Consider the following 19208-nt stretch of genomic DNA (forward strand, 5'->3'; position numbering starts at 1 on the left):
GGGAATAGAAGATATGAATGAACAAGGGATAGATGTCCTTGCTTTCGGTGCCCATGCTGACGATGTTGAGATCGGGATGGGTGGATCATTAGCGAAATGGGCAAAGGAGAAGAAGGAAATCGTCATATGTGACTTGACAGAAGCTGAGCTATCATCAAATGGAGATGTCATTACTAGACGAGATGAAGCTGAGAAAGCGGCTACTTTGCTTGGTGTGCGGGAAAGATTAAATCTTAAATTTCCTGATCGTGGGTTGAGTATAGCAGATAAGCATATACGAGAAATGGTACAAGTGATACGTAAATATAAGCCTAAGGTCATTTTTGCGCCATATTATAAAGATCGGCATCCTGATCATGAACATTGTGCACAACTGGTGACGGAGGCTTTTTTTTCAGCGGGCATTAGAAAATATCTAGTTGCAGGTGATGCAAAGGCTCATAAACCTACTTTTTTATATCACTATATGATTAACGGTTTTGCAACACCTACTTTCATGGTGGATATTACCAATCACATAGAACATAAGATTCAAGCTCTTCAAATGTATCAGTCACAGTTTTTTCAGGCGGAGAAAGGGGTCCAAACACCCTTAACAGAAGGATATATTGAAACAGTAACAGCAAGAGAAAAATTATTTGGAAAAGAAGTGGGCGTTTCTTTTGCAGAGGGGTTTGTGGCCAATAAACCACTATTATTACATGAGGATTTATTTGGTGAGAAATTATGAAAATTGGTATAACGTGTTATCCAACTGTTGGTGGTTCTGGTGTAATAGCGACGGAACTAGGTCAATTATTGGCTGAAAGAGGACATGAGATTCATTTTATCACTTCTAATGTACCGTTCCGTTTAAATGTTTTACATCCCAATATATTTTTTCATCAAGTATCAGTTAATCAATATTCTGTTTTTCAATACGCTCCTTATGATATTGCTTTGGCAAGTAAAATGGCTGAAGTGATAAGAAGAGAAGAGCTTGATCTTCTACATGTTCACTATGCAATTCCTCATGCGGTTTGTGCCATCTTAGCAAAACAAATGGTTGATCGCGATGTTAAAATTGTCACGACTTTACATGGCACAGATATTTCTGTGCTTGGGTATGATCCTACTTTGGTTGAAGCGATTAAATTTGGAATAGAAAAATCGGATGCTGTAACAGCTGTATCACAGGCTTTAAAAATGCAGACAAATGATTTGATCCATCCTGAGAAAGAAATACGTGTTATTCATAATTTTATTGATGAGCGAGTGTATCATAAGGTGAATGCGGAGAAATTAAAAGAAGCTTACGGCATTCATCCACATGAGAAGGTATTGATTCATGTTTCTAATTTTCGCCCGGTTAAAAGAGTCGATGATGTTATTTCAGCATTTGCGAGAATTGCTGAAGAAACACCTGCTAAACTTCTGCTAATCGGTGATGGACCGGAGAAGTCAAATTTATGCCATTTAACAAAAGAGTTGGACATTGAAGACAAAGTATTATTTTTAGGAAAACAAGATCATTTGGAAGAATTATACTCAATCAGCGATCTTATGCTGCTTCTTTCGGAAAAAGAAAGTTTTGGATTAGTAGCATTAGAAGCAATGGCCTGTGGTGTCCCCTGTATTGGAACGAATATCGGTGGGATCCCGGAAGTGATTATGGATAGTTTTAATGGATTTCTTTGCAATATCGGAGACGTAGAATCGATCGCGGAAAAAGCGATTTTAATCTTAACGGATCCGACTCTGTATAATCAACTTTCGGAAAATGCGATCATTACCCCTGAAAAATATTTCCCTTCGCATATGATTGTGGAGCAATATGAGCAGTTGTATCAATCTTTTACCGAAAAGGTAAAATAAGGAGTTTATGATGATGGACAGATTATTCATCCAGGCAAAGCCAATCATTCTTCGACTAAAGGAAGCGGGCTATGAAGCATATTATGTTGGTGGAGCAGTGAGAGATTATATTCTTAAAAGGGAAATCCATGATATCGATATTGCGACTTCAGCCACTCCAATGGAAGTAAAATCCATTTTTTCTTCTACAGTGGATGTCGGGATCGAACACGGAACGATATTGGTTATTCACGAAGGACGGGGCTATGAAGTCACGACATTTCGGGCTGAAGCCAAATATGTTGATTTTCGTAGACCTGAAAGTGTCTCTTTTATTCGTTCTTTACAAGATGATTTAAGGCGTCGAGATTTTACGATCAATGCAATGGCTATGGATGAAGAAGGAATCATCAAGGACCCCTTCAATGGCAGAGAAGCGATTGAAAAGCGCTGTATAAAAACTGTCGGCTCCGCAACAGAACGATTTGGCGAAGATGCTCTCAGGTTAATGAGAGCCATACGCTTTGTCAGCCAGCTTGGCTTTAAACTCGATTCAAGGACGGAAGAAGCATTAATCCAACAAGCTCCGTTACTGCAAAATATTGCTATAGAAAGAATTTTGCTGGAGATGGAGAAACTTTTAAAAGGAAAAAAAGTAAAATGCGCTTTAAAAATAGCAAGAAAATCCAAATTAAACCATTATTGGCCTGCTATTTTTAATCAAGATTATATAATCGATCAGATCTTCGAAATGCCTATAGAGGAATTAACTCTTATGGAACGATGGTTACTAGCGTTGTATTTAGAAAAAGCGGAAGAACCTCAAAAACAATTAAAAAAGTGGAAAATGCCAACAAAAGAAATAAAGAAGCTACAACGAGCATTATCATTCTTGACCTGGCGAATGAAAAATAAATGGACAAATGTCCAACTTTACCGAGCAGGTAAGGAGATTGCAGGGATGGTTGAGAAGGTAGCTTGTGTTTTACAAGATAAAAGCCCTCGTTTAGTAACAGCTATAATCTATGAACAGTTTGCTGAATTTCCAATTACGGACCGTTCGCAATTAGCCATTACTGGAACAGATGTGTTGAAATGGAAGCAAAAAGCGCCAGGGGCATGGATAAGTCAATTATTGAATCAACTGGAAGAGGAAATTCTTAATCAAAAAATTCCAAATGAACGGGAAATGATTCGGGGGTGGGTGAAGGAGTGGGAAAATCCATCAAGCAACAAATATTCGAAGCCTTAGCTAAAGCGGAGGGGCAATATTTATCAGGTCAACATCTTGCCGATCTAATTGGTTGCTCTAGAACGGCCATTTGGAAACAAATAGAGGAACTGAGAAAATCAAGCATTGAAATTGAGGCTGTTCGAAAAAAAGGCTACCGTTTAATACATTTACCAGATGGGCTTACGGAAAATGAAATTTTATATGGACTCGAAGCAACTATACTGGGAAAAAAAGTGATTCATTTGGAAACAACTACTTCTACTCAGGAAATTGCTCATCAAGAGGCAGCTAAAGGTGCGCCCGAGGGCACGCTGATCATTTCTGAGGAACAAACAAGTGGGAGGGGAAGAATGTCACGTGCATGGCATTCTTCTAAACAAAAAGGGATATGGATGAGTTTAATTTTACGACCAATCGTACCTTTAGAAAAAGCACCACCATTTACACTCATTACCGCCATTGCTGTAGCGAAAGCGATTGAGGACCTGTTTGAGCTAGAACCTGAAATAAAATGGCCAAATGACCTATTATTGAATGGCAAAAAGATTACAGGCATTTTAACGGAATTACAAGGAGAAGCAGATCAAGTCAATTATTTAATCATTGGCATGGGGATCAATGTGAACCAGGATATTCAAGATTTTCCTAATGAATTACAGGATAAAGTAACTTCTTTATTTATTGAGTCTGGGAAAAGAATAAAGAGAAAAATAATTGTTCAACATATTTTGAAGAATTTAGAGAAATATTATTTGATTTTCATAGAAAAAGGCTTCGCTCCCCTGAAGATTATTTGGGAAGAATATGCCGTCAGTATTGGAAAAGTAATAACAGCACAAACGAGTAGGGAAAAGATAACGGGCATTGCCGAGGGAATCACAAACGACGGAGTGCTTCTAATTCGCGATGGAAATGGTCAAGTTCATTCTATTTATTCAGCAGATATTTTCATTCATTAATGGTCAGATGGAAAAGAGTTTGTTATAATTTAGTTGGGCAGTATCTATACGAACTGCACCTACAAATATAATGATTTTGGATTTAGCTCCAGTAACTAAAGTGAGCTACTCTATAATCTGCCTTGATCCATTTTGTGACTGGGACAGAGGACCTGTGAATAATGAATGAGAGATGTAAGAGTCCTTCTGCCTATTTGCAGAGGACTCTTTTGTTAATTGATGGTAATCTCGCATTTCATTACGGTATCCTCGGACAAAAAAGGAGGAGACGAAATGAAGAAGACAACAGATTTTCAGCAAATGAAACAAGCGAAAGAAAAAATTGCCATGGTGACGGCTTATGATTGTCCGCAAGGCAAACTGGCTGAAAAGGCGGAAGTTGATTTAGTGCTTGTCGGAGATTCTTTAGGTATGGTGGTTTTAGGTTATGATTCGACTGTACCCGTGACCTTGGATGATATGATTCATCATACAAAAGCGGTTAAAAGAGGAGCAAGTGATACGTTTATTGTCGCGGATTTACCGTTTATGACTTATCATGTGAGCAAAGCGGAAGCAATGAAATCAGCTGCAATGCTTATGCAAAAAGGTGGAGCACATGCGATTAAGGTTGAAGGGGGCGGCGAGGTTATCGAAACGATCCGTGCTTTAACGGCAGCTGGAGTTCCTGTAATGGCGCATTTAGGACTTACTCCGCAAACAGCCGGTGTTTTGGGTGGTTTCAAAGTACAAGGAAAAACCGCAGAAGCTGCATCTCTCTTAGTTGAAGAAGCCAAAAGATGTGAAGAGGCTGGGGCATTTGCTCTTGTGCTTGAATGTATTCCCAAGCAACTAGGGCAAATTGTAACTGAGAGTATTTCGATTCCGACCATTGGCATAGGCGCGGGAAATGAAACAGATGGTCAGGTGCTTGTGCTTCATGATCTCATTAATTTTGGCGTTGATCGTGTCGCAAAGTTTGTGAGACAATATGGTGATGTAAATCAAGTCCTTGAAACTGGCATTCGAGATTATATAGAAGATGTTAAGCAAGGTACGTTTCCATCTGAGAAACATTCATTTACGATGAATGAACATGAGCTCGAATTATTATATGGAGGAAAATAGCATGGAGATTTTCACCACGAAAAAAGCATTGCAAAAGCATATACAGCATGTAATAACAAGTGGAAAGTCTATAGGATTTGTTCCCACAATGGGTTCTTTACATGAGGGACATTTAACTTTGGTTGAAAAGTCCGTTGCGGATAATGATTGTACAGTCATGAGTATTTTTGTGAATCCGCTCCAATTTGGGCCCAAGGAAGATTTTCATGCTTATCCAAGGAATCACGAGCAAGATCAAAGTCTAGCTGAAAGAGCTGGTGTCGATATTTTATTTATGCCAGATGTTGCGGAAATGTATGACCAAGAACGTTCATTCAAAATAGATGTACTGCAACGAACGGACCAGCTTTGTGGGAAAAGTAGGCCAGGGCATTTTGATGGTGTTGCCACGATTTTAATGAAATTATTTCATCTTGTTAGTCCTCACCGAGTGTATTTTGGGTTAAAAGATGCTCAACAAATATCAGTAATAGATGCACTTATTCACTATTTTGATTTTCCAATTGAGCTCGTAGCTGTTGATACGGTGAGGGAACATGACGGTTTAGCCAAAAGCTCTCGAAATGTGAATTTAACTAACCTAGAGCGTAAAGAAGCTCCTTCTCTATACAGGGCTTTACAAATCGGTGAGCAACTCATTAGTCAAGGTGAAAGAAACATAGCAAGTGTTACAAAAGAGATTCATCATCATATAGAAAAACATACAAGCGGAAAAATCGACTATATCGAGCTCCTTCGATTTCCAGAATTACAGCCATTACAAATGATTGAAGGGAAAGTAATTATTGCGATAGCTGTTCAATTTTCCAAAGCACGGTTAATTGATAATATGATTCTTAATGTTGAGGCGCAAGGAGGGAATTTAGATGTTCCGGACAATGATGAACGGAAAAATTCATAGAGCAACTGTAACGGAAGCAAATTTAAATTATGTTGGCAGTATTACGATTGATCGGGATATTCTCGATGCTGTTGATATGGTTGCAAATGAAAAAGTACAAATCGTGAATAACAATAATGGGGCACGATTTGAGACATATATTATTGAAGGAGAAAGAGGTTCTGGTGTCATATGTGTAAATGGGGCAGCAGCGCGCCTCGTTCAACCTGGTGATATTATTATCATTATCTCCTATGCGCTTATTGCAACAGATCAATTGCGCACCCATCAACCGAAAATAGCGATTATGACGGAAGATAACCAAATTAAAGAATTGATTCATCATGAACCAGAGTCAACTTTTTGTTAGTTGCTTCTGCAGCTTGCCAGTCCTTGGGAATAAAGGGACTGGTTTTTTAGATCTAACTCTAGCGCATAGCCCAAGAGGCTCGCAGGATACGAATCCACCGGCGGCGCTCTAGGATGTGCGCTTTTAGCCAGTGTCCTGCTTGAATCTGAGCTAATAAAAGTCAAAATCGCACTTTTTTTGTCGTAGAACATTTGCTTGTCACCGATAAGGTGGGGCGCCTTGCACTTTTCCTGTCGTAGAACAAGAGGATGTTGGCAAGAAAGGCGTTGTAACGTACAGGATATACTAGTATAGGCGAAGAGACAAGAGATCCACCGGCTGAGTCTGACATCAGGACGGTCTAAACTAAGCTTTTCTTCCTGAATAAGCCGTTTGTGCTTTTCTTACCATGAATAGAAAGATATGGTACAATAATGAAGATCAAGTAGAGGTATTAATGCCCGCTAATACTAAAGCGGGATAAAGCATGGGCTAGATTAAAAAAGGTGAGATTAGCATGTCACAAAAATATGTTGTTGTTGATTTAGAAACAACAGGAAATATGTGGGGAAAAGGAGATCGCATCATTCAATTATCCGCAGTCGTGATTCTCGATTCCCAGATCGTTGATCAGTATACAACGTTCATTAATCCAGGAATTTCCATTCCACCCTTTATTGCTGAACTAACTGGAATTGAAGATGAAATGGTAGAAGATGCGCCCCATTTTTCCGAGATTGCTGAGAAAATCCAAACGTTACTTTGCGATGCCGTTTTTGTCGCACATAACGTCTTGTTTGATTTAGGATTTTTACGAAAAGAAATGGAAGAGGCAGGGTATTTTAATGTTTTTTCAAACGCCGTCGATACAGTAGAGTTAACTAAAATTCTATTACCAGAATCTCCAAGCTATAAATTATCTGATCTCTCCGATGTCTTAGGCTTTGATCATGATCGTCCTCACCAAGCTGATAGTGATGCCTTAGTCACGGCAGAATTGCTGTTAATGCTTATTGATAGAGCTAAACAATTACCTATCATAACGCTAGAAAAATTAACGGAGCTTGCTTTTTATTTAAAAAGTGATATAGGACCCTTATTTCATGAACTTTTACGTGAACAAGAAGAAAAGATAGAAAATTTAGCAGACGATTTGGAAGTACATCGAGGTATTGCACTGAAGAAGAAAAGCAAACCAATTCATAACCAAATCCAAGACCATCATCCATATCCGGTGATAGCGGAAGAAAAAGTCCGCTTGCTTTCCCCTCATATAAATGGTTTTCAAGCTAGGGAAATGCAGTTTGATATGATGGACACGATTTATGAAGCCTTTATTGATCAGCAGCATATGGTGGTTGAAGCAGGAACCGGAACTGGAAAGTCATTAGCCTATTTACTACCTGCGCTTTATATGGCAATTGAAAAGCAACAACCTGTTGTGATCAGTACATATACGACACAAATGCAAGAACAAATACTAAACAATGAAATCAGAAGATTAGCTGAAGCCGTACCATTCCCAATTCAGGCTTGTATTGTAAAAGGTAGAAACCACTATATTCATTTATTAAAATTTGAACAAACCTTACGTGAAAAAGAGAGCCACTCCGATATTGTTCTGACTAAAATGCAAATTTTAGTTTGGCTTACACGAACAGAAACAGGTGACTTAGATGAGCTCAATTTCACTAGTGGAGGTCAATTATTTAGATACAGAATTCAACATGATGGTTGGTTTACGGATAAAGAAAAGGACGCTTGGCTATCAAGAGATTTCTATCTTTTTGCACGTGAAAAAGCACAGGAATCCAATATTATTATTACGAATCATTCCATGTTACTTTTGGATACAGAAAAGGAAATTCTTCCGAAATATCAATATGTGATAATAGATGAGGCTCATCATCTTGAACGAACGGCAAGAAACTCCTTTGGTGAAAAATTAGAATATAATTCGGTGAAATATTGGATCGGCCGATTAGGAACGTTGGAAAAAGACTTTTTCTTTAAAACGCTAGAGTCACTTATTAAAAGTAAAAAATTAACACCAGCTATACTTTCGATGGAATTAGAACAGGCGATCCTGCAAATGGACGAAGAACTAGATATTTTATACGGCCAATTAGGGAAATTATTAGCTGATTCAAAGCAAAAAAATAAAGGAGTGCAAACGAGAAAAGACTTTTTCCGTATTACGAATGAAATGAAAGAAAAGCGTACATGGCAATCGATTGTCATGTGTGCGGAAAGAGTCTATGATCAACATCGATTGATCAAAAGAGGGTTGGAAGAGCGACTAGTATTAATAAAAGACCATAAAGAAAAACTTACGATCGGCGAACAGGCTTTTATTGAGGAAATGAATAGTTTTATTCGAGAATGGACGGCAATGGGCGAGAGGATAAGAGACATCTTTATTTCCCCTGTGGAGGAAGAAATTCTATGGTTGCAAGGTGATATAAAAGCATTGCCAACAAGTATTACAATTCGAAACGAACCTACGGAAATTGGTCCTATCTTAAGGGAGCAACTATTTCAGCAAAAAAAGTCGATCGTATTAACATCAGCTACTTTATCTATTCAAGGGTCTTTTCACTATTTTTTATATGAGCTGGGACTTACAAAGGATGAGCTGATTCAGAAAATCTATCCATCTCCCTTTAAATTTGAAAAAATGGCTAAGCTTCTAATCCCAACAGATTTACCCGAAATTCGTGGTCAGGCGATGGATCATGAAATTGAAATGATTGCCAGCCATCTATTGGCGATTGCAGAGGTAACCAATGGCAGGATGTTAATTCTATTCACATCTTATGACATGTTAAAGAAGACGTATTATTTGGTAAAAGAGGCTGGGTGTTTGGAAGATTATGCGATTTTAGCGCAAGGAATTTCAGCCGGAAGTAGATCAAGACTCATTAAAAACTTTCAACAATTTCAGAAAGCCATTCTTTTTGGTACTAGTAGTTTTTGGGAAGGTGTAGACATACCTGGAAAAGATCTTTCTTGTCTGATCATCGTAAGGCTTCCTTTTGCACCACCTGATGAACCAGTGACAGAAGCAAAGTATGAAAGGATAAAGGAAAAAGGGATGAATCCTTTTACTACTTATGCCTTACCTCAAGCAGTACTCCGCTTTAAACAAGGATTTGGGAGATTGATACGCGGTGAAGAAGATCGTGGTGTAGTGGTTGTATTCGATAAGCGGTTAGATACAACTTCATACGGAAAGGTATTTTTACAATCCATCCCACTGATTCCAATCGAGAGAGGACCGTTGCCTGTCATATTGGATGAGATCCAGCAATGGCTTGATTGAGGCTGTAGGATTCTACAACCTCAATCATGTGGGCTAAAATTTATTTTAAAACGCAAAATCCATCATCTTTCAACAAAAATCCTGTTATAATGATGGGAGACATTGCTTACCTAGTAGTATGACCTTTTTATGGAGTGATATGATGACATTTTTTGTGCGCAATAATCCTGTGAAAAGGAAAATGTAAAGGAATGATGGTAGTGAGAGGGCTCATATGAAAAAATGGATTTTAATTGTAATAGCAAGCATTATCCTTTTGGGTACGGCACTCTTTTTTTACATATACGAATCAAGCCGTGCTCCATTAAAGGAGATGAAAGCATATGCTGAAGAAAGAGCAACAACGGAAGCTGAACTAACAAAAATCGACGAATTTTACTTATATAATGGCACTGAGACTCATTATGTCATCGTAGGAGAGAACAAATCTGGAGAAAAGTTGGCTGTTTGGGTTCCAGAAAAGAAAGATAAAGAAATAGTCGAGAAAAAAATGGCTGATGGCATCTCGATGCAGGATGCCATTGCAAAATTAAACCAAGAAGAAAACCCGAAAAAAATCATGGGAGTAAAACTTGGAATGGAAAAGGATTTGCCACTTTGGGAAATTTCGTATCTAGACAAACAGTCGAAACTTAATTATTATTATATTCATTTTGATACTGGTAAATGGTGGCGAAAAATTGAAAATTTATAGTAGAGAGAGGAATTATCATGACAATTCATTTGGCAAATCGTGTTGAAACACTAACTCCGTCCACAACTTTGGCCATTACCGCTAAAGCAAAAGAATTAAGGGCGCAAGGGATGGATGTCATCGGTCTTGGAGCAGGAGAGCCTGATTTTAATACACCAAGTAATATAATTGAAGCAGCTTATCGTTCTATGAAAGAAGGTAAAACGAAGTATACACCTGCTGGAGGATTACCGGAGCTTAAGCAGGCAATCATTGCAAAATTAAAAAAAGATCAAGGTCTTGAATATACCCCTGCTGAAGTGATCGTAGGGAATGGGGCAAAGCATATTCTATACACATTATTTCAGGTTCTTTTAAACCCTGATGATGAAGTTGTTATCCCGACACCTTATTGGGTTAGTTATCCTGAACAGGTGAAATTAGCAGGAGGAGTACCCGTTTATGTAGATGGAGAAGAACAGCAGGACTTTAAAATCACACCTGAACAATTAGAAGAAGCCATTACACCTAAAACAAAAGCGTTTATACTAAATTCACCTAGCAACCCAACAGGTATGCTCTACACGAAAGATGAATTAGTTGCATTAGGGGAAATTTGTTTAAAACATCAAGTGTATATTGTGTCTGATGAAATTTATGAAAAGTTAATTTATGGGGATAATAGTCATACATCGATTGCAGAAATTTCTCAAGACCTAAAGGAGATCACCATTCTGATCAATGGTGTTTCCAAATCGCATTCCATGACGGGATGGAGAATAGGTTATGCAGCAGGAGACAAAAAGTTAATTGCAGCTATGACAGACCTTGCGAGTCACTCTACCTCTAATCCAACGACTACTTCTCAGTTTGGTGCGATTGAGGCTTATAATGGTTCACAAGCGGCCGTAGAAACCATGAGAACAGCTTTTGAAGAAAGACTAAATATTATCTATCCAAAACTAGTCTCGATCCCAGGAGTGACATGTAAAAAGCCACAAGGAGCCTTTTACTTATTTCCGAATGTCAAAGAAGCTGCGACTTTAACAGGCTATGAAACAGTGGATCAGTTTGTAGCGGGATTATTAGAGGAAGCGTTAGTGGCGGTTGTACCGGGGTCCGGTTTCGGCTCAGCGGATAATATCCGTTTGTCTTACGCAACATCTTTAGAAAATCTAGAAGAAGCGATTAAAAGAATCCACACTTTTGTTCAAAATAAAATAAAGTAAATAGTAAAGAGGATGTTCAAAAAGTTTGGTAAAATGACACTGTGAGCTAAAGGTCCTTCGACTAAGTATTGACACGTCTTGTGTCAAACGTGGAAGTTTCAACAGCAAGCGCAAGTCCGCCTAGGATGTACTAGTGTCGGCCGTTTTCGATTGACATCAGCGGTCTTAGCCGTTCATCCTTATTAAGAAAGTTGGTACGTCGCTAAACGGGCGTTGCGCTTTTCTTATTTTTATCCTCCTTTTGAACATGTATTTAAACGAATTTTTTGTATGATGAAAGGACGACTAGTATGAAAGTATCGATTTCTGAAGTAAATAAATATGTAGGACAGGAAGTTACAATAGGGGCCTGGTTAGATAATAAGCGCTCAAGTGGGAAAATTGCGTTTTTGCAATTACGTGATGGAACTGGCTTTATCCAAGGCGTTATGGTTAAGAGTGAAGTAGACGAATCCCTTTTTCAAAAAGCCAAATCCTTATCTCAAGAAACATCTCTATTTGTTACAGGGGTAATCCAAGAAGATAGTCGTTCTTCATTTGGCTATGAATTATTAGTTTCAAATGTAGAGGTGATTCATGAAGCAGCTAATTATCCAATAACACCTAAAAATCATGGAACCGAGTTTCTGATGGATCATCGTCATTTATGGCTCCGTTCTCGCCGCCAACATGCTGTAATGAAAATCAGAAATGAGATTATTCGGGCCACTTATGAATTCTTTAATTCACATGGATTTGTTAAAATCGACCCACCAATTTTAACAGGCAGTGCACCAGAAGGAACAACAGAGCTTTTTCATACAAAATATTTTGATGAAGATGCCTTCCTATCGCAAAGTGGGCAGTTATATATGGAAGCTGCGGCAATGGCGCTAGGAAAAGTATTTTCTTTTGGTCCTACGTTTAGAGCAGAGAAATCAAAAACACGTAGACATTTAATTGAATTTTGGATGATTGAACCTGAAATGGCCTTTTATGAGTTTGAGGACAGTTTAAAAGTACAAGAAGAATATGTCGCATTTATCGTACAATCCGTATTAAAAAATTGTTCACTAGAATTAGAACGACTTGGAAGAGATACAGCGAAGTTAGAAAAAGTGGTGGCTCCATTCCCACGTATCACGTATGATGATGCAATTGAATTTTTACATGAACAAGGCTTTGCTGATATAGAGTGGGGAGATGATTTTGGAGCTCCTCATGAAACTGCCATTGCTGACCATTTTGATCAACCCGTTTTTATTACAAAATATCCAACGAAAATAAAGCCGTTTTATATGCAACCGGCTCCTGAAAATGATGATGTTGTCCTTTGTGCGGATATGATTGCACCTGAAGGCTATGGAGAAATCATCGGTGGATCTGAAAGAATTCATGATTTGGAATTATTGAAGAAGAGAATGGAAGAACATCAATTGCCACAAGAAACCTATGAGTGGTATTTAGATATTTCTCGCTATGGTTCTGTCCCACATTCCGGATTTGGATTAGGTTTAGAACGGACTGTGGCATGGATATCTGGAGTGGAACATGTTCGAGAAACAATCCCATTCCCGCGTTTATTAAATCGTCTGTATCCTTAAGTGTGTAACATTTTGGTGACTAAGAGGAAAACAGAAGCTCGTTTATGAAAGCATCCAGATAAAGAGACTATCCACGATAGGTTAGTCTCTTTCACTCATGTTCCTAAGAAAACGAAAAGCGAGGTGTCACAAAATGGATCAAGACTTAATGGTATCTTGGATTGAAGCAGGAACAATACAAATTCCTGTTCTACTTATTCAAAAATATCGAAACCTAGGATTGGATGAAAAGGAGCTTTCCTTAATCCTCCAAATTATTGCTTATAAAGAAAAAGGTAATGAGTTTCCAACGCCTGAACAAATTGCTGAGAGAATGACGATTACTCATAATGAATGCTCATCCATTCTTCGTAAACTCGTTCAACATGAGCTGATAAAGATTGAACAGCAAAGTAACAAGGGGTTAGGCTTTGATCAATATTCTCTTACACCTCTCTGGTATAGGCTTGCAGAAGAAATGATAAAAGAAAGAAAACAAGACAATCTTAAAAATGTGTTAGAAGCAGAACAAGATTTATACACGATCTTTGAGAACGAATTTGGCAGGCCGCTATCTCCAATGGAGTGTGAGTCATTAGCAATGTGGGTCGATCAAGATGGCCAAGAGCCAACATTGATAAGGGCTGCCTTAAAAGAAGCAGTGATGTCAAATACGCTTAATTTTCGCTATATTGATCGAATTTTATTTGAGTGGAAGAAAAATGGTATACAAACTGTTGAGCAAGCAAAGATTCATAGTTCGAAATTTAGACAAAAATCAAAAGCCAGCAAACCAACGCAATCGACATCAAAGACAATGCCTGTTTATAATTGGCTTGAGCAATAAGGTGAGAGAATGTTAAATAAACAACAAATACGCTTCTGTTTGGACGAGATGGGGAAGATGTTTCCAGATGCTCATTGTGAACTGGTTCATTCCAATCCTTTTGAGCTTGTTATTGCGGTTTCCTTATCTGCGCAATGCACGGATGCATTAGTCAATCGGGTAACAAAGCAATTATTTACAAAATATAAAAAACCTGAAGATTATTTAGCTGTTCCTTTAGAGGAACTGCAAACGGACATTCGTTCGATTGGATTATTTCGTAATAAAGCAAAGAATATTCAAAAGCTCTGTCAAATGCTATTAGCTGAGTTTGGCGGGGAAGTTCCGAGGAATCGTGAAGAACTTGAGAAATTACCTGGTGTAGGAAGAAAAACAGCGAATGTTGTTTTATCAGTGGCATTTGGCATCCCAGCGATTGCTGTTGATACCCATGTAGAACGAGTCAGTAAACGACTAGCTTTTTGTCGCTGGAAGGATAATGTACTTGAAGTTGAAAGGACTTTAATGCGGAAAATCCCTGCAGAAGAGTGGTCTGTTACACATCACAGAATGATTTTCTTTGGTCGTTATCACTGTAAAGCGCAAAAACCACAATGTGTAACCTGCCCCTTAAACGAGATATGTAGAGAGGGGAAAAAACGCCTGAAAAAGCAGACACAAGGAGTGACATAAAAAAACGTCAATCTCTGATTAGCTTAAGAGATTGACGTTTTTTTATATAGCTGATGTTAGGAGAGGGGGAGGGAGGAAGACTTCCTCCAACTAACTCTTACTCTGATTCTCCTGCATTTGCGTCCTCTTGGTCAGGATTATCATCTGCTTCATCCTGATTGGTTGTTTCCTCTGATTCTTCTTGTTCCTCTTCTTCCTGAGCTTGCTCTTCGTCTTCATTTGCCTCGTTCTCTTCTGGTTGTTCTGTGTCTTCTTCCTCTTCCGCGTTTTCCTCTTCTTGTCCCTGATCATCCTGATCTTCCGTTTCATCAGAGGCATCGTCCTCAGGAGGAGTAGCTTCTTCTTCCTCTTCCTCCTCTTGTTTAGGCACGGTCACACTTGCTGTTCCAGCACTACTTTTTTGGCCTCCGAAAACAGCTACGACTTCTATGCTATAAGTCTTTTCAGGTTCTACATCTTTCAGTACATAGCTTCGGTCCGATATCTCTCCGAGCGACTTCTTCTCACCATCAATTGTTATGGAAACATCAAATACTAAGCCCTTTTTATCGCTATCAGGGTGATTCCAACTAAACTCAATTTCATTGGAGTCTTCATGATATTTCCCATCTACTGATGGTGTATCTAATTTATCAAAATTTGTAGAAGTTTCCTTTGGTTCTGTTCCAGCTACAAAATATTCATAAATAATATTACTCTCTGGTGTATATTTACTCGGTTTCTTTGCTGGGTTAGAGCCTTTTTCAACGGCTGCTTTTACTACACTTTTCGGCATTGTAAAGTCCGGAGTATCAATGCCTTGAGAGACATGAGCCATTAAGTTTTTATACAATTCTTTAGCAATTTGTTGATCACTTCCAGCTCGTAAAGGCTTTTTGCGATCTTCATAACCCGTCCATACGGCAATCGTATAATTGGTTGTGTAGCCTGCAAACCAAGCATCAGGAACATCTTCGGAACTAAGCCCCCAATCCCTAATTTGGTCTTCTGTATAGTTAGTTGTTCCTGTTTTTCCCGCTGCAGGAAGTCCAGGAATAATTGCACCACTTCCCGTAGCACCAGCTTTACTTGAGATGACATCTTTAAGCATGCTTGTAATCATATAGGCGGTTGAATCCTTCATCGCCAGTTGTGGTGATACTTTATTGACAATTTCTGTTTCATTATCCTTCAGAATAATTTTCTTCACGGTATGTGGCTTATTATATGTTCCGTTATTTCCAAAGGTTGCATATGCTCCAGCAAGCTTTAATGGAGAAACATCTTCAATAGCCCCAATAGATGCTGATTCATTTTCAATTTTGTCATATTCCATTCCAACCTTGGCAGCAAAGTCTCGCACTTTATCATTACCTACGGCTTGAAAGGCCTTAAGAGCTGGGATATTTCGTGATTTATATAGAGCTTCCCGAATCGACATTTGGCCTTCATAATTGTCATTCCAATTTCCAATCGATTCGCCAGTGCTATACTGATAAGGTTCATCAACGATTTGCTCATAGGTGGACCAATTTAAGTTTTCAATCGCAGGTCCATAGTCGAAGATCGGTTTAATGGTCGACCCTGGTTGCCGCTCTGAGAGCGTCGTAGCAAAGTTTCTGCCCCGTTTTATATCTTTGTAACGATTCCCGCCAATTGCGCGGATTTCACCTGTTTGTGTGTCTGTAAGCACAAGTCCCGCTTGCATTTCCTCATCTGGGAATTGGACAACATCATTATCAAAAAACATTTTTTCTGTATATTTCTGTGCTTCTGGATCAAGCGTGGTGTGGATTTTTAAACCATCTTCATATACATTATAGTCACCCATTTCCTCCACTTCACGAATAACTTGATCCACGAAGGAATCATATTTATAAGAAGCAGATGCTTGATTTTCCTCTTTTGGAATCAGGGTATCTGTAACAGATTTCTCCTTAGCGGCATCCATTTCCTCTTTATTTATTTTGCCGTGCTGATACATTAACGACAAAACAACATTCTTTCTTTTATCTGCTTGTTCAGCATGGTCGTATGGCTCATAGCGATTGGGCGATTGTGGTAGCCCGGCTAAAAAGGCTCTCTCCTGTAATTCTAACTCGTCTAACTTTTTGTCAAAGTAATAATCAGCCGCTGTAGCAATGCCGCTCACGCCATTGCCGTAATAAATTTTGTTCACATAAATTTCAAAAATTTGTTCCTTTGAATATTCCTTTTCCAATTTTATCGAAAGCCAGGCTTCTTGTGCTTTTCGTTTTAACGATTTTACATCTGATAAAAATGAAAGCTTTACAACCTGTTGCGTAATAGTAGAGCCACCTTCAGCCCCAAATCCACGCGTAATATTAGCAAGCACAGCTCCGGCAAGTCTTCGGAAATCAATTCCTCCATGTTTATAGAAGCGAACATCCTCTGTTGCTAATACTGCATCAACCACCTCATCTGGAATCTGCTCAAACTCAATAAAATCGCGATTTTCTGTACCGACGGTGGCAAAGACATCACCATTTACATCAAGTAAATCTGATGCAACTGGGTCAATTAATAGTACTTTATCCAGTGGGGGGGCGCTCTTCGCATAAACTGCAAAGGTAGTACCTCCAACAATGACACCGACGAGACCAAGAATAAAAATGGTTAGAAATATCGTTTTAAAGACTTTTCTTGCTTTTTTAGGTTGTTTCTTTTTATTTGAAGGTTGCTTTTTTCGTGCAACTCGACTTTGATTATTATCTGCCATATGGAGTTCCTCACTTTCAAAGATGTTAAAGAAGGTTTAATGCTTGGATTTTTTTTATATAGTCAATTCTCGGTTGTAATCCATAGGGGATTTGAATCCCATTTTGTATAATCTCATCCTTCTTTATGGATTTTCTCCCTCCATTCATCATGCGTTCCCAATAAAAGAATAAAACTTTCCCCTCTAGTAGAAAAACTTCATCTGTTGCCGCAAACCTTACAATCACAAAGGTGATCCCATTTTGCGCAACCACACTTTTCATATGTTCAATTTGATGTTGATGGAAATTTTTTAAAGGAAAAGAGCTATTACTTTTTGTTTCTTTTGCTTCAAAATCGATATATTTACCATTCCAAACGCCATTATAATCTGTCGTGGATGCCTGACGAAAATAGGCCTCCTTGATGACAGCGGCACTTCTTGAAGGATAGTCTACATTCACAATTTGAATAGGGGTAGGCTTCTTATGAATAACCGCAATATTATGGGTAAGATAATATTGATTGGTTTCGTTTAGATCCTCCTCTAATGTCATTCCTCTGTTACTATACGATTTTTGTTTGCCTATCTGTTTTCTTTCGTTTTTACCATTTGTATTGTCTTGGTATTTTTTCCCATTGGGGTAATGAAAAACCATCAAGATCCACCTCACTCTAATTATATCATACCCTTGATAAAGGAAAAATCTTACATATGGGAGTATAGCTTTTTTTCCTACGATTGTATATACGTTTCAAATGCAAAAAAGATACATGAAGTTCAGTTAAATGGACAAGTTAAACACGAAAAGGAAGTAGAAGTTAAGAAAGGATGATAAATGTGGCAAAAAATAAACAAACTGAAGAAAAGAAAAGAATAAAAGACCAACCGACAAAAGCAGGGGAAGGGAATCCTAAACTAAATGGTCCCAACCGACCATCCACTTAAAATTTGTCGAAAAAATGAAAAAGAGAGAAAGTAATCACTTTGTTTGCCGAAACGCTTCTAGTTTTGTCAGCCTAGCAGGGATCGCTGCGATAATGGTGAAATACTAATGCAAAGGCTGAGGATGGAGGCAGGAATGTGACTAAAAAAGAGCTGTTAAACAGGTTGGAAGATATCCAAATGCAAATGAATCTAGTGGAACAAATGCTGAAAGACAAATCTGCACTGAGCAAAAGGCAGGTTACGCTTGATGGAAAACAAAAGAAGTTTATCAATCTAGAGCAGGATAAAGCGAGAGTAGGGCTGGATACAACGTATGTTTTAGCAGAATAATCCATTGATTTTTGTTAGACTTATTTGCTTCAATATGTTAATAACAGTAAAATGGAAAAGTAGCGGGATTATAACCAGCTACTTTTTCGTTTTAAAAAAGCTAGTTTATACATAACGAGATCCATCCTTCATTAAAACGTCATGAATAACTGGTCAAGAAAAGGGGGAGATAGGAATGGAAACAAATAATCTAAAAAAATTAACAGAACAATTATATACATTTAATAACGAGGCCTATGAGACTTTTCTTAAACATCGAGAAACGGGTGAAAAAGGGGACTTTTTTAAAGAGGTAAAACCTTTTGCAGATCAAGTAAAGGTCTGTTGTGATCAATGGGAACCACTCGCGGTGAAGTGGTCGATGCAAGAAAAGCCAAAAAATCTTCACCCCATGCAAATTCGTAATACAGCAGAAAATATTCAAATGGTTTCAATCCGTGCTTTTTTTCCTGAATCCAGTTTAAAGCGATTTAATTCTCATATTCAATCGATTGATTTTATTCTGCGGAGAATGCTAGAAGAATTAGCGAGGGAGTAGCACCATTTTCTAAGGTTGGGCATAAGG

Annotated in this window: 17 protein-coding genes; 15 read left to right on the top strand and 2 right to left on the bottom strand. The window is 38.3% G+C overall.

The window, feature by feature from the left end:
* Positions 1-13: 13 nt before the first annotated feature.
* The 13 genes from bshB1 (at position 14) to nth (ending at position 14667) form a co-directional block, all read left to right on the top strand.
* Entirely contained in the window at positions 14-730 is a 717-nt protein-coding gene (gene bshB1 / locus IPU53_RS17420; protein WP_207452287.1) for a bacillithiol biosynthesis deacetylase BshB1, read from the top strand.
* Positions 727-1854: an N-acetyl-alpha-D-glucosaminyl L-malate synthase BshA gene (gene bshA, locus IPU53_RS17425; RefSeq protein WP_207452288.1), complete on the top strand. Its 1128-nt coding sequence runs from the start codon at positions 727-729 to the stop codon at positions 1852-1854. The genes bshB1 and bshA overlap by 4 nt, the downstream gene beginning before the upstream one ends.
* Before the next feature lie 13 nt (positions 1855-1867).
* Positions 1868-3085, top strand: a complete 1218-nt coding sequence (locus IPU53_RS17430) for a CCA tRNA nucleotidyltransferase (protein WP_242698382.1) — start codon at positions 1868-1870, stop codon at positions 3083-3085.
* Positions 3046-4026 (top strand): biotin--[acetyl-CoA-carboxylase] ligase, encoded by a 981-nt coding sequence (locus tag IPU53_RS17435; protein ID WP_207452290.1) that lies wholly within the window; start codon positions 3046-3048, stop codon positions 4024-4026. The genes IPU53_RS17430 and IPU53_RS17435 overlap by 40 nt, the downstream gene beginning before the upstream one ends.
* Before the next feature lie 273 nt (positions 4027-4299).
* A complete protein-coding gene (gene panB, locus IPU53_RS17440) occupies positions 4300-5133 on the top strand; it encodes a 3-methyl-2-oxobutanoate hydroxymethyltransferase (protein ID WP_207452291.1) in 834 nt (277 codons plus the stop codon).
* A gap of 1 nt (position 5134) precedes the next feature.
* Complete coding sequence (gene panC, locus IPU53_RS17445; protein WP_207452292.1) at positions 5135-6034, top strand: pantoate--beta-alanine ligase; 900 nt, start codon at positions 5135-5137, stop codon at positions 6032-6034.
* The gene (gene panD, locus IPU53_RS17450) at positions 6000-6383 is read left to right on the top strand and encodes an aspartate 1-decarboxylase (protein WP_207452293.1); all 384 of its coding nucleotides are present in this window, start codon (positions 6000-6002) and stop codon (positions 6381-6383) included. Before panC ends, panD begins: the two co-directional genes overlap by 35 nt.
* Before the next feature lie 496 nt (positions 6384-6879).
* A complete protein-coding gene (gene dinG, locus IPU53_RS17455; RefSeq protein WP_207452294.1) occupies positions 6880-9684 on the top strand; it encodes an ATP-dependent DNA helicase DinG in 2805 nt (934 codons plus the stop codon).
* A gap of 214 nt (positions 9685-9898) precedes the next feature.
* Positions 9899-10378 (top strand): cell wall elongation regulator TseB-like domain-containing protein, encoded by a 480-nt coding sequence (locus IPU53_RS17460; protein WP_207452295.1) that lies wholly within the window; start codon positions 9899-9901, stop codon positions 10376-10378.
* A 17-nt stretch (positions 10379-10395) separates the two neighbouring features.
* Positions 10396-11586 (top strand): pyridoxal phosphate-dependent aminotransferase, encoded by a 1191-nt coding sequence (locus IPU53_RS17465; protein WP_242698383.1) that lies wholly within the window; start codon positions 10396-10398, stop codon positions 11584-11586.
* A gap of 290 nt (positions 11587-11876) precedes the next feature.
* Positions 11877-13169: an asparagine--tRNA ligase gene (asnS, locus tag IPU53_RS17470; RefSeq protein WP_207452296.1), complete on the top strand. Its 1293-nt coding sequence runs from the start codon at positions 11877-11879 to the stop codon at positions 13167-13169.
* Positions 13170-13302: 133 nt separating this feature from the next.
* Positions 13303-13995 carry a DnaD domain-containing protein gene (locus IPU53_RS17475; RefSeq protein WP_207452297.1) on the top strand — a complete coding sequence of 231 codons (693 nt, stop codon included), beginning with the start codon at positions 13303-13305 and terminating at the stop codon, positions 13993-13995.
* Positions 13996-14004: 9 nt separating this feature from the next.
* Complete coding sequence (gene nth / locus IPU53_RS17480; RefSeq protein ID WP_207452298.1) at positions 14005-14667, top strand: endonuclease III; 663 nt, start codon at positions 14005-14007, stop codon at positions 14665-14667.
* A gap of 97 nt (positions 14668-14764) precedes the next feature.
* Here the strand turns inward: nth and IPU53_RS17485 are convergent, their stop codons facing one another.
* The gene (locus tag IPU53_RS17485) at positions 14765-17386 is read right to left on the bottom strand and encodes a penicillin-binding protein 1A (RefSeq protein ID WP_207452299.1); all 2622 of its coding nucleotides are present in this window, start codon (positions 17384-17386) and stop codon (positions 14765-14767) included.
* A gap of 25 nt (positions 17387-17411) precedes the next feature.
* Positions 17412-18023 (bottom strand): Holliday junction resolvase RecU, encoded by a 612-nt coding sequence (recU, locus tag IPU53_RS17490; RefSeq protein ID WP_207452300.1) that lies wholly within the window; start codon positions 18021-18023, stop codon positions 17412-17414.
* Positions 18024-18448: 425 nt separating this feature from the next.
* On the opposite strand from recU, the gene IPU53_RS17495 reads away from it, so the two are divergent.
* Together IPU53_RS17495 and IPU53_RS17500 are read left to right on the top strand one after the other, a co-directional pair.
* The gene (locus IPU53_RS17495; protein ID WP_207452301.1) at positions 18449-18643 is read left to right on the top strand and encodes a hypothetical protein; all 195 of its coding nucleotides are present in this window, start codon (positions 18449-18451) and stop codon (positions 18641-18643) included.
* Positions 18644-18818: 175 nt separating this feature from the next.
* Positions 18819-19181: a YppE family protein gene (locus tag IPU53_RS17500; protein ID WP_207452302.1), complete on the top strand. Its 363-nt coding sequence runs from the start codon at positions 18819-18821 to the stop codon at positions 19179-19181.
* Positions 19182-19208 lie beyond the last annotated feature (27 nt).

It is taken from the genome of Bacillus sp. SD088 (assembly GCF_017355205.1).
In the GTDB taxonomy this organism is placed as follows: Bacteria; Bacillota; Bacilli; order Bacillales; family Bacillaceae_C; genus Lederbergia.

Excerpts from the sequence above, each read along its gene's own strand:
- panB (WP_207452291.1), top strand. The coding sequence starts at position 4,300 with ATGAAGAAGACAACAGATTTTCAGCAAATGAAACAAGCGAAAGAAAAA.
- bshA (WP_207452288.1), top strand. The coding sequence starts at position 727 with ATGAAAATTGGTATAACGTGTTATCCAACTGTTGGTGGTTCTGGTGTA.
- dinG (WP_207452294.1), top strand. The coding sequence starts at position 6,880 with ATGTCACAAAAATATGTTGTTGTTGATTTAGAAACAACAGGAAATATG.
- recU (WP_207452300.1), bottom strand. The coding sequence starts at position 18,023 with ATGGTTTTTCATTACCCCAATGGGAAAAAATACCAAGACAATACAAAT.
- panD (WP_207452293.1), top strand. The coding sequence starts at position 6,000 with ATGTTCCGGACAATGATGAACGGAAAAATTCATAGAGCAACTGTAACG.
- IPU53_RS17460 (WP_207452295.1), top strand. The coding sequence starts at position 9,899 with ATGAAAAAATGGATTTTAATTGTAATAGCAAGCATTATCCTTTTGGGT.
- bshB1 (WP_207452287.1), top strand. The coding sequence starts at position 14 with ATGAATGAACAAGGGATAGATGTCCTTGCTTTCGGTGCCCATGCTGAC.
- IPU53_RS17430 (WP_242698382.1), top strand. The coding sequence starts at position 1,868 with ATGGACAGATTATTCATCCAGGCAAAGCCAATCATTCTTCGACTAAAG.
- panC (WP_207452292.1), top strand. The coding sequence starts at position 5,135 with ATGGAGATTTTCACCACGAAAAAAGCATTGCAAAAGCATATACAGCAT.
- nth (WP_207452298.1), top strand. The coding sequence starts at position 14,005 with ATGTTAAATAAACAACAAATACGCTTCTGTTTGGACGAGATGGGGAAG.
- asnS (WP_207452296.1), top strand. The coding sequence starts at position 11,877 with ATGAAAGTATCGATTTCTGAAGTAAATAAATATGTAGGACAGGAAGTT.
- IPU53_RS17475 (WP_207452297.1), top strand. The coding sequence starts at position 13,303 with ATGGATCAAGACTTAATGGTATCTTGGATTGAAGCAGGAACAATACAA.
- IPU53_RS17485 (WP_207452299.1), bottom strand. The coding sequence starts at position 17,386 with ATGGCAGATAATAATCAAAGTCGAGTTGCACGAAAAAAGCAACCTTCA.
- IPU53_RS17500 (WP_207452302.1), top strand. The coding sequence starts at position 18,819 with ATGGAAACAAATAATCTAAAAAAATTAACAGAACAATTATATACATTT.
- IPU53_RS17465 (WP_242698383.1), top strand. The coding sequence starts at position 10,396 with ATGACAATTCATTTGGCAAATCGTGTTGAAACACTAACTCCGTCCACA.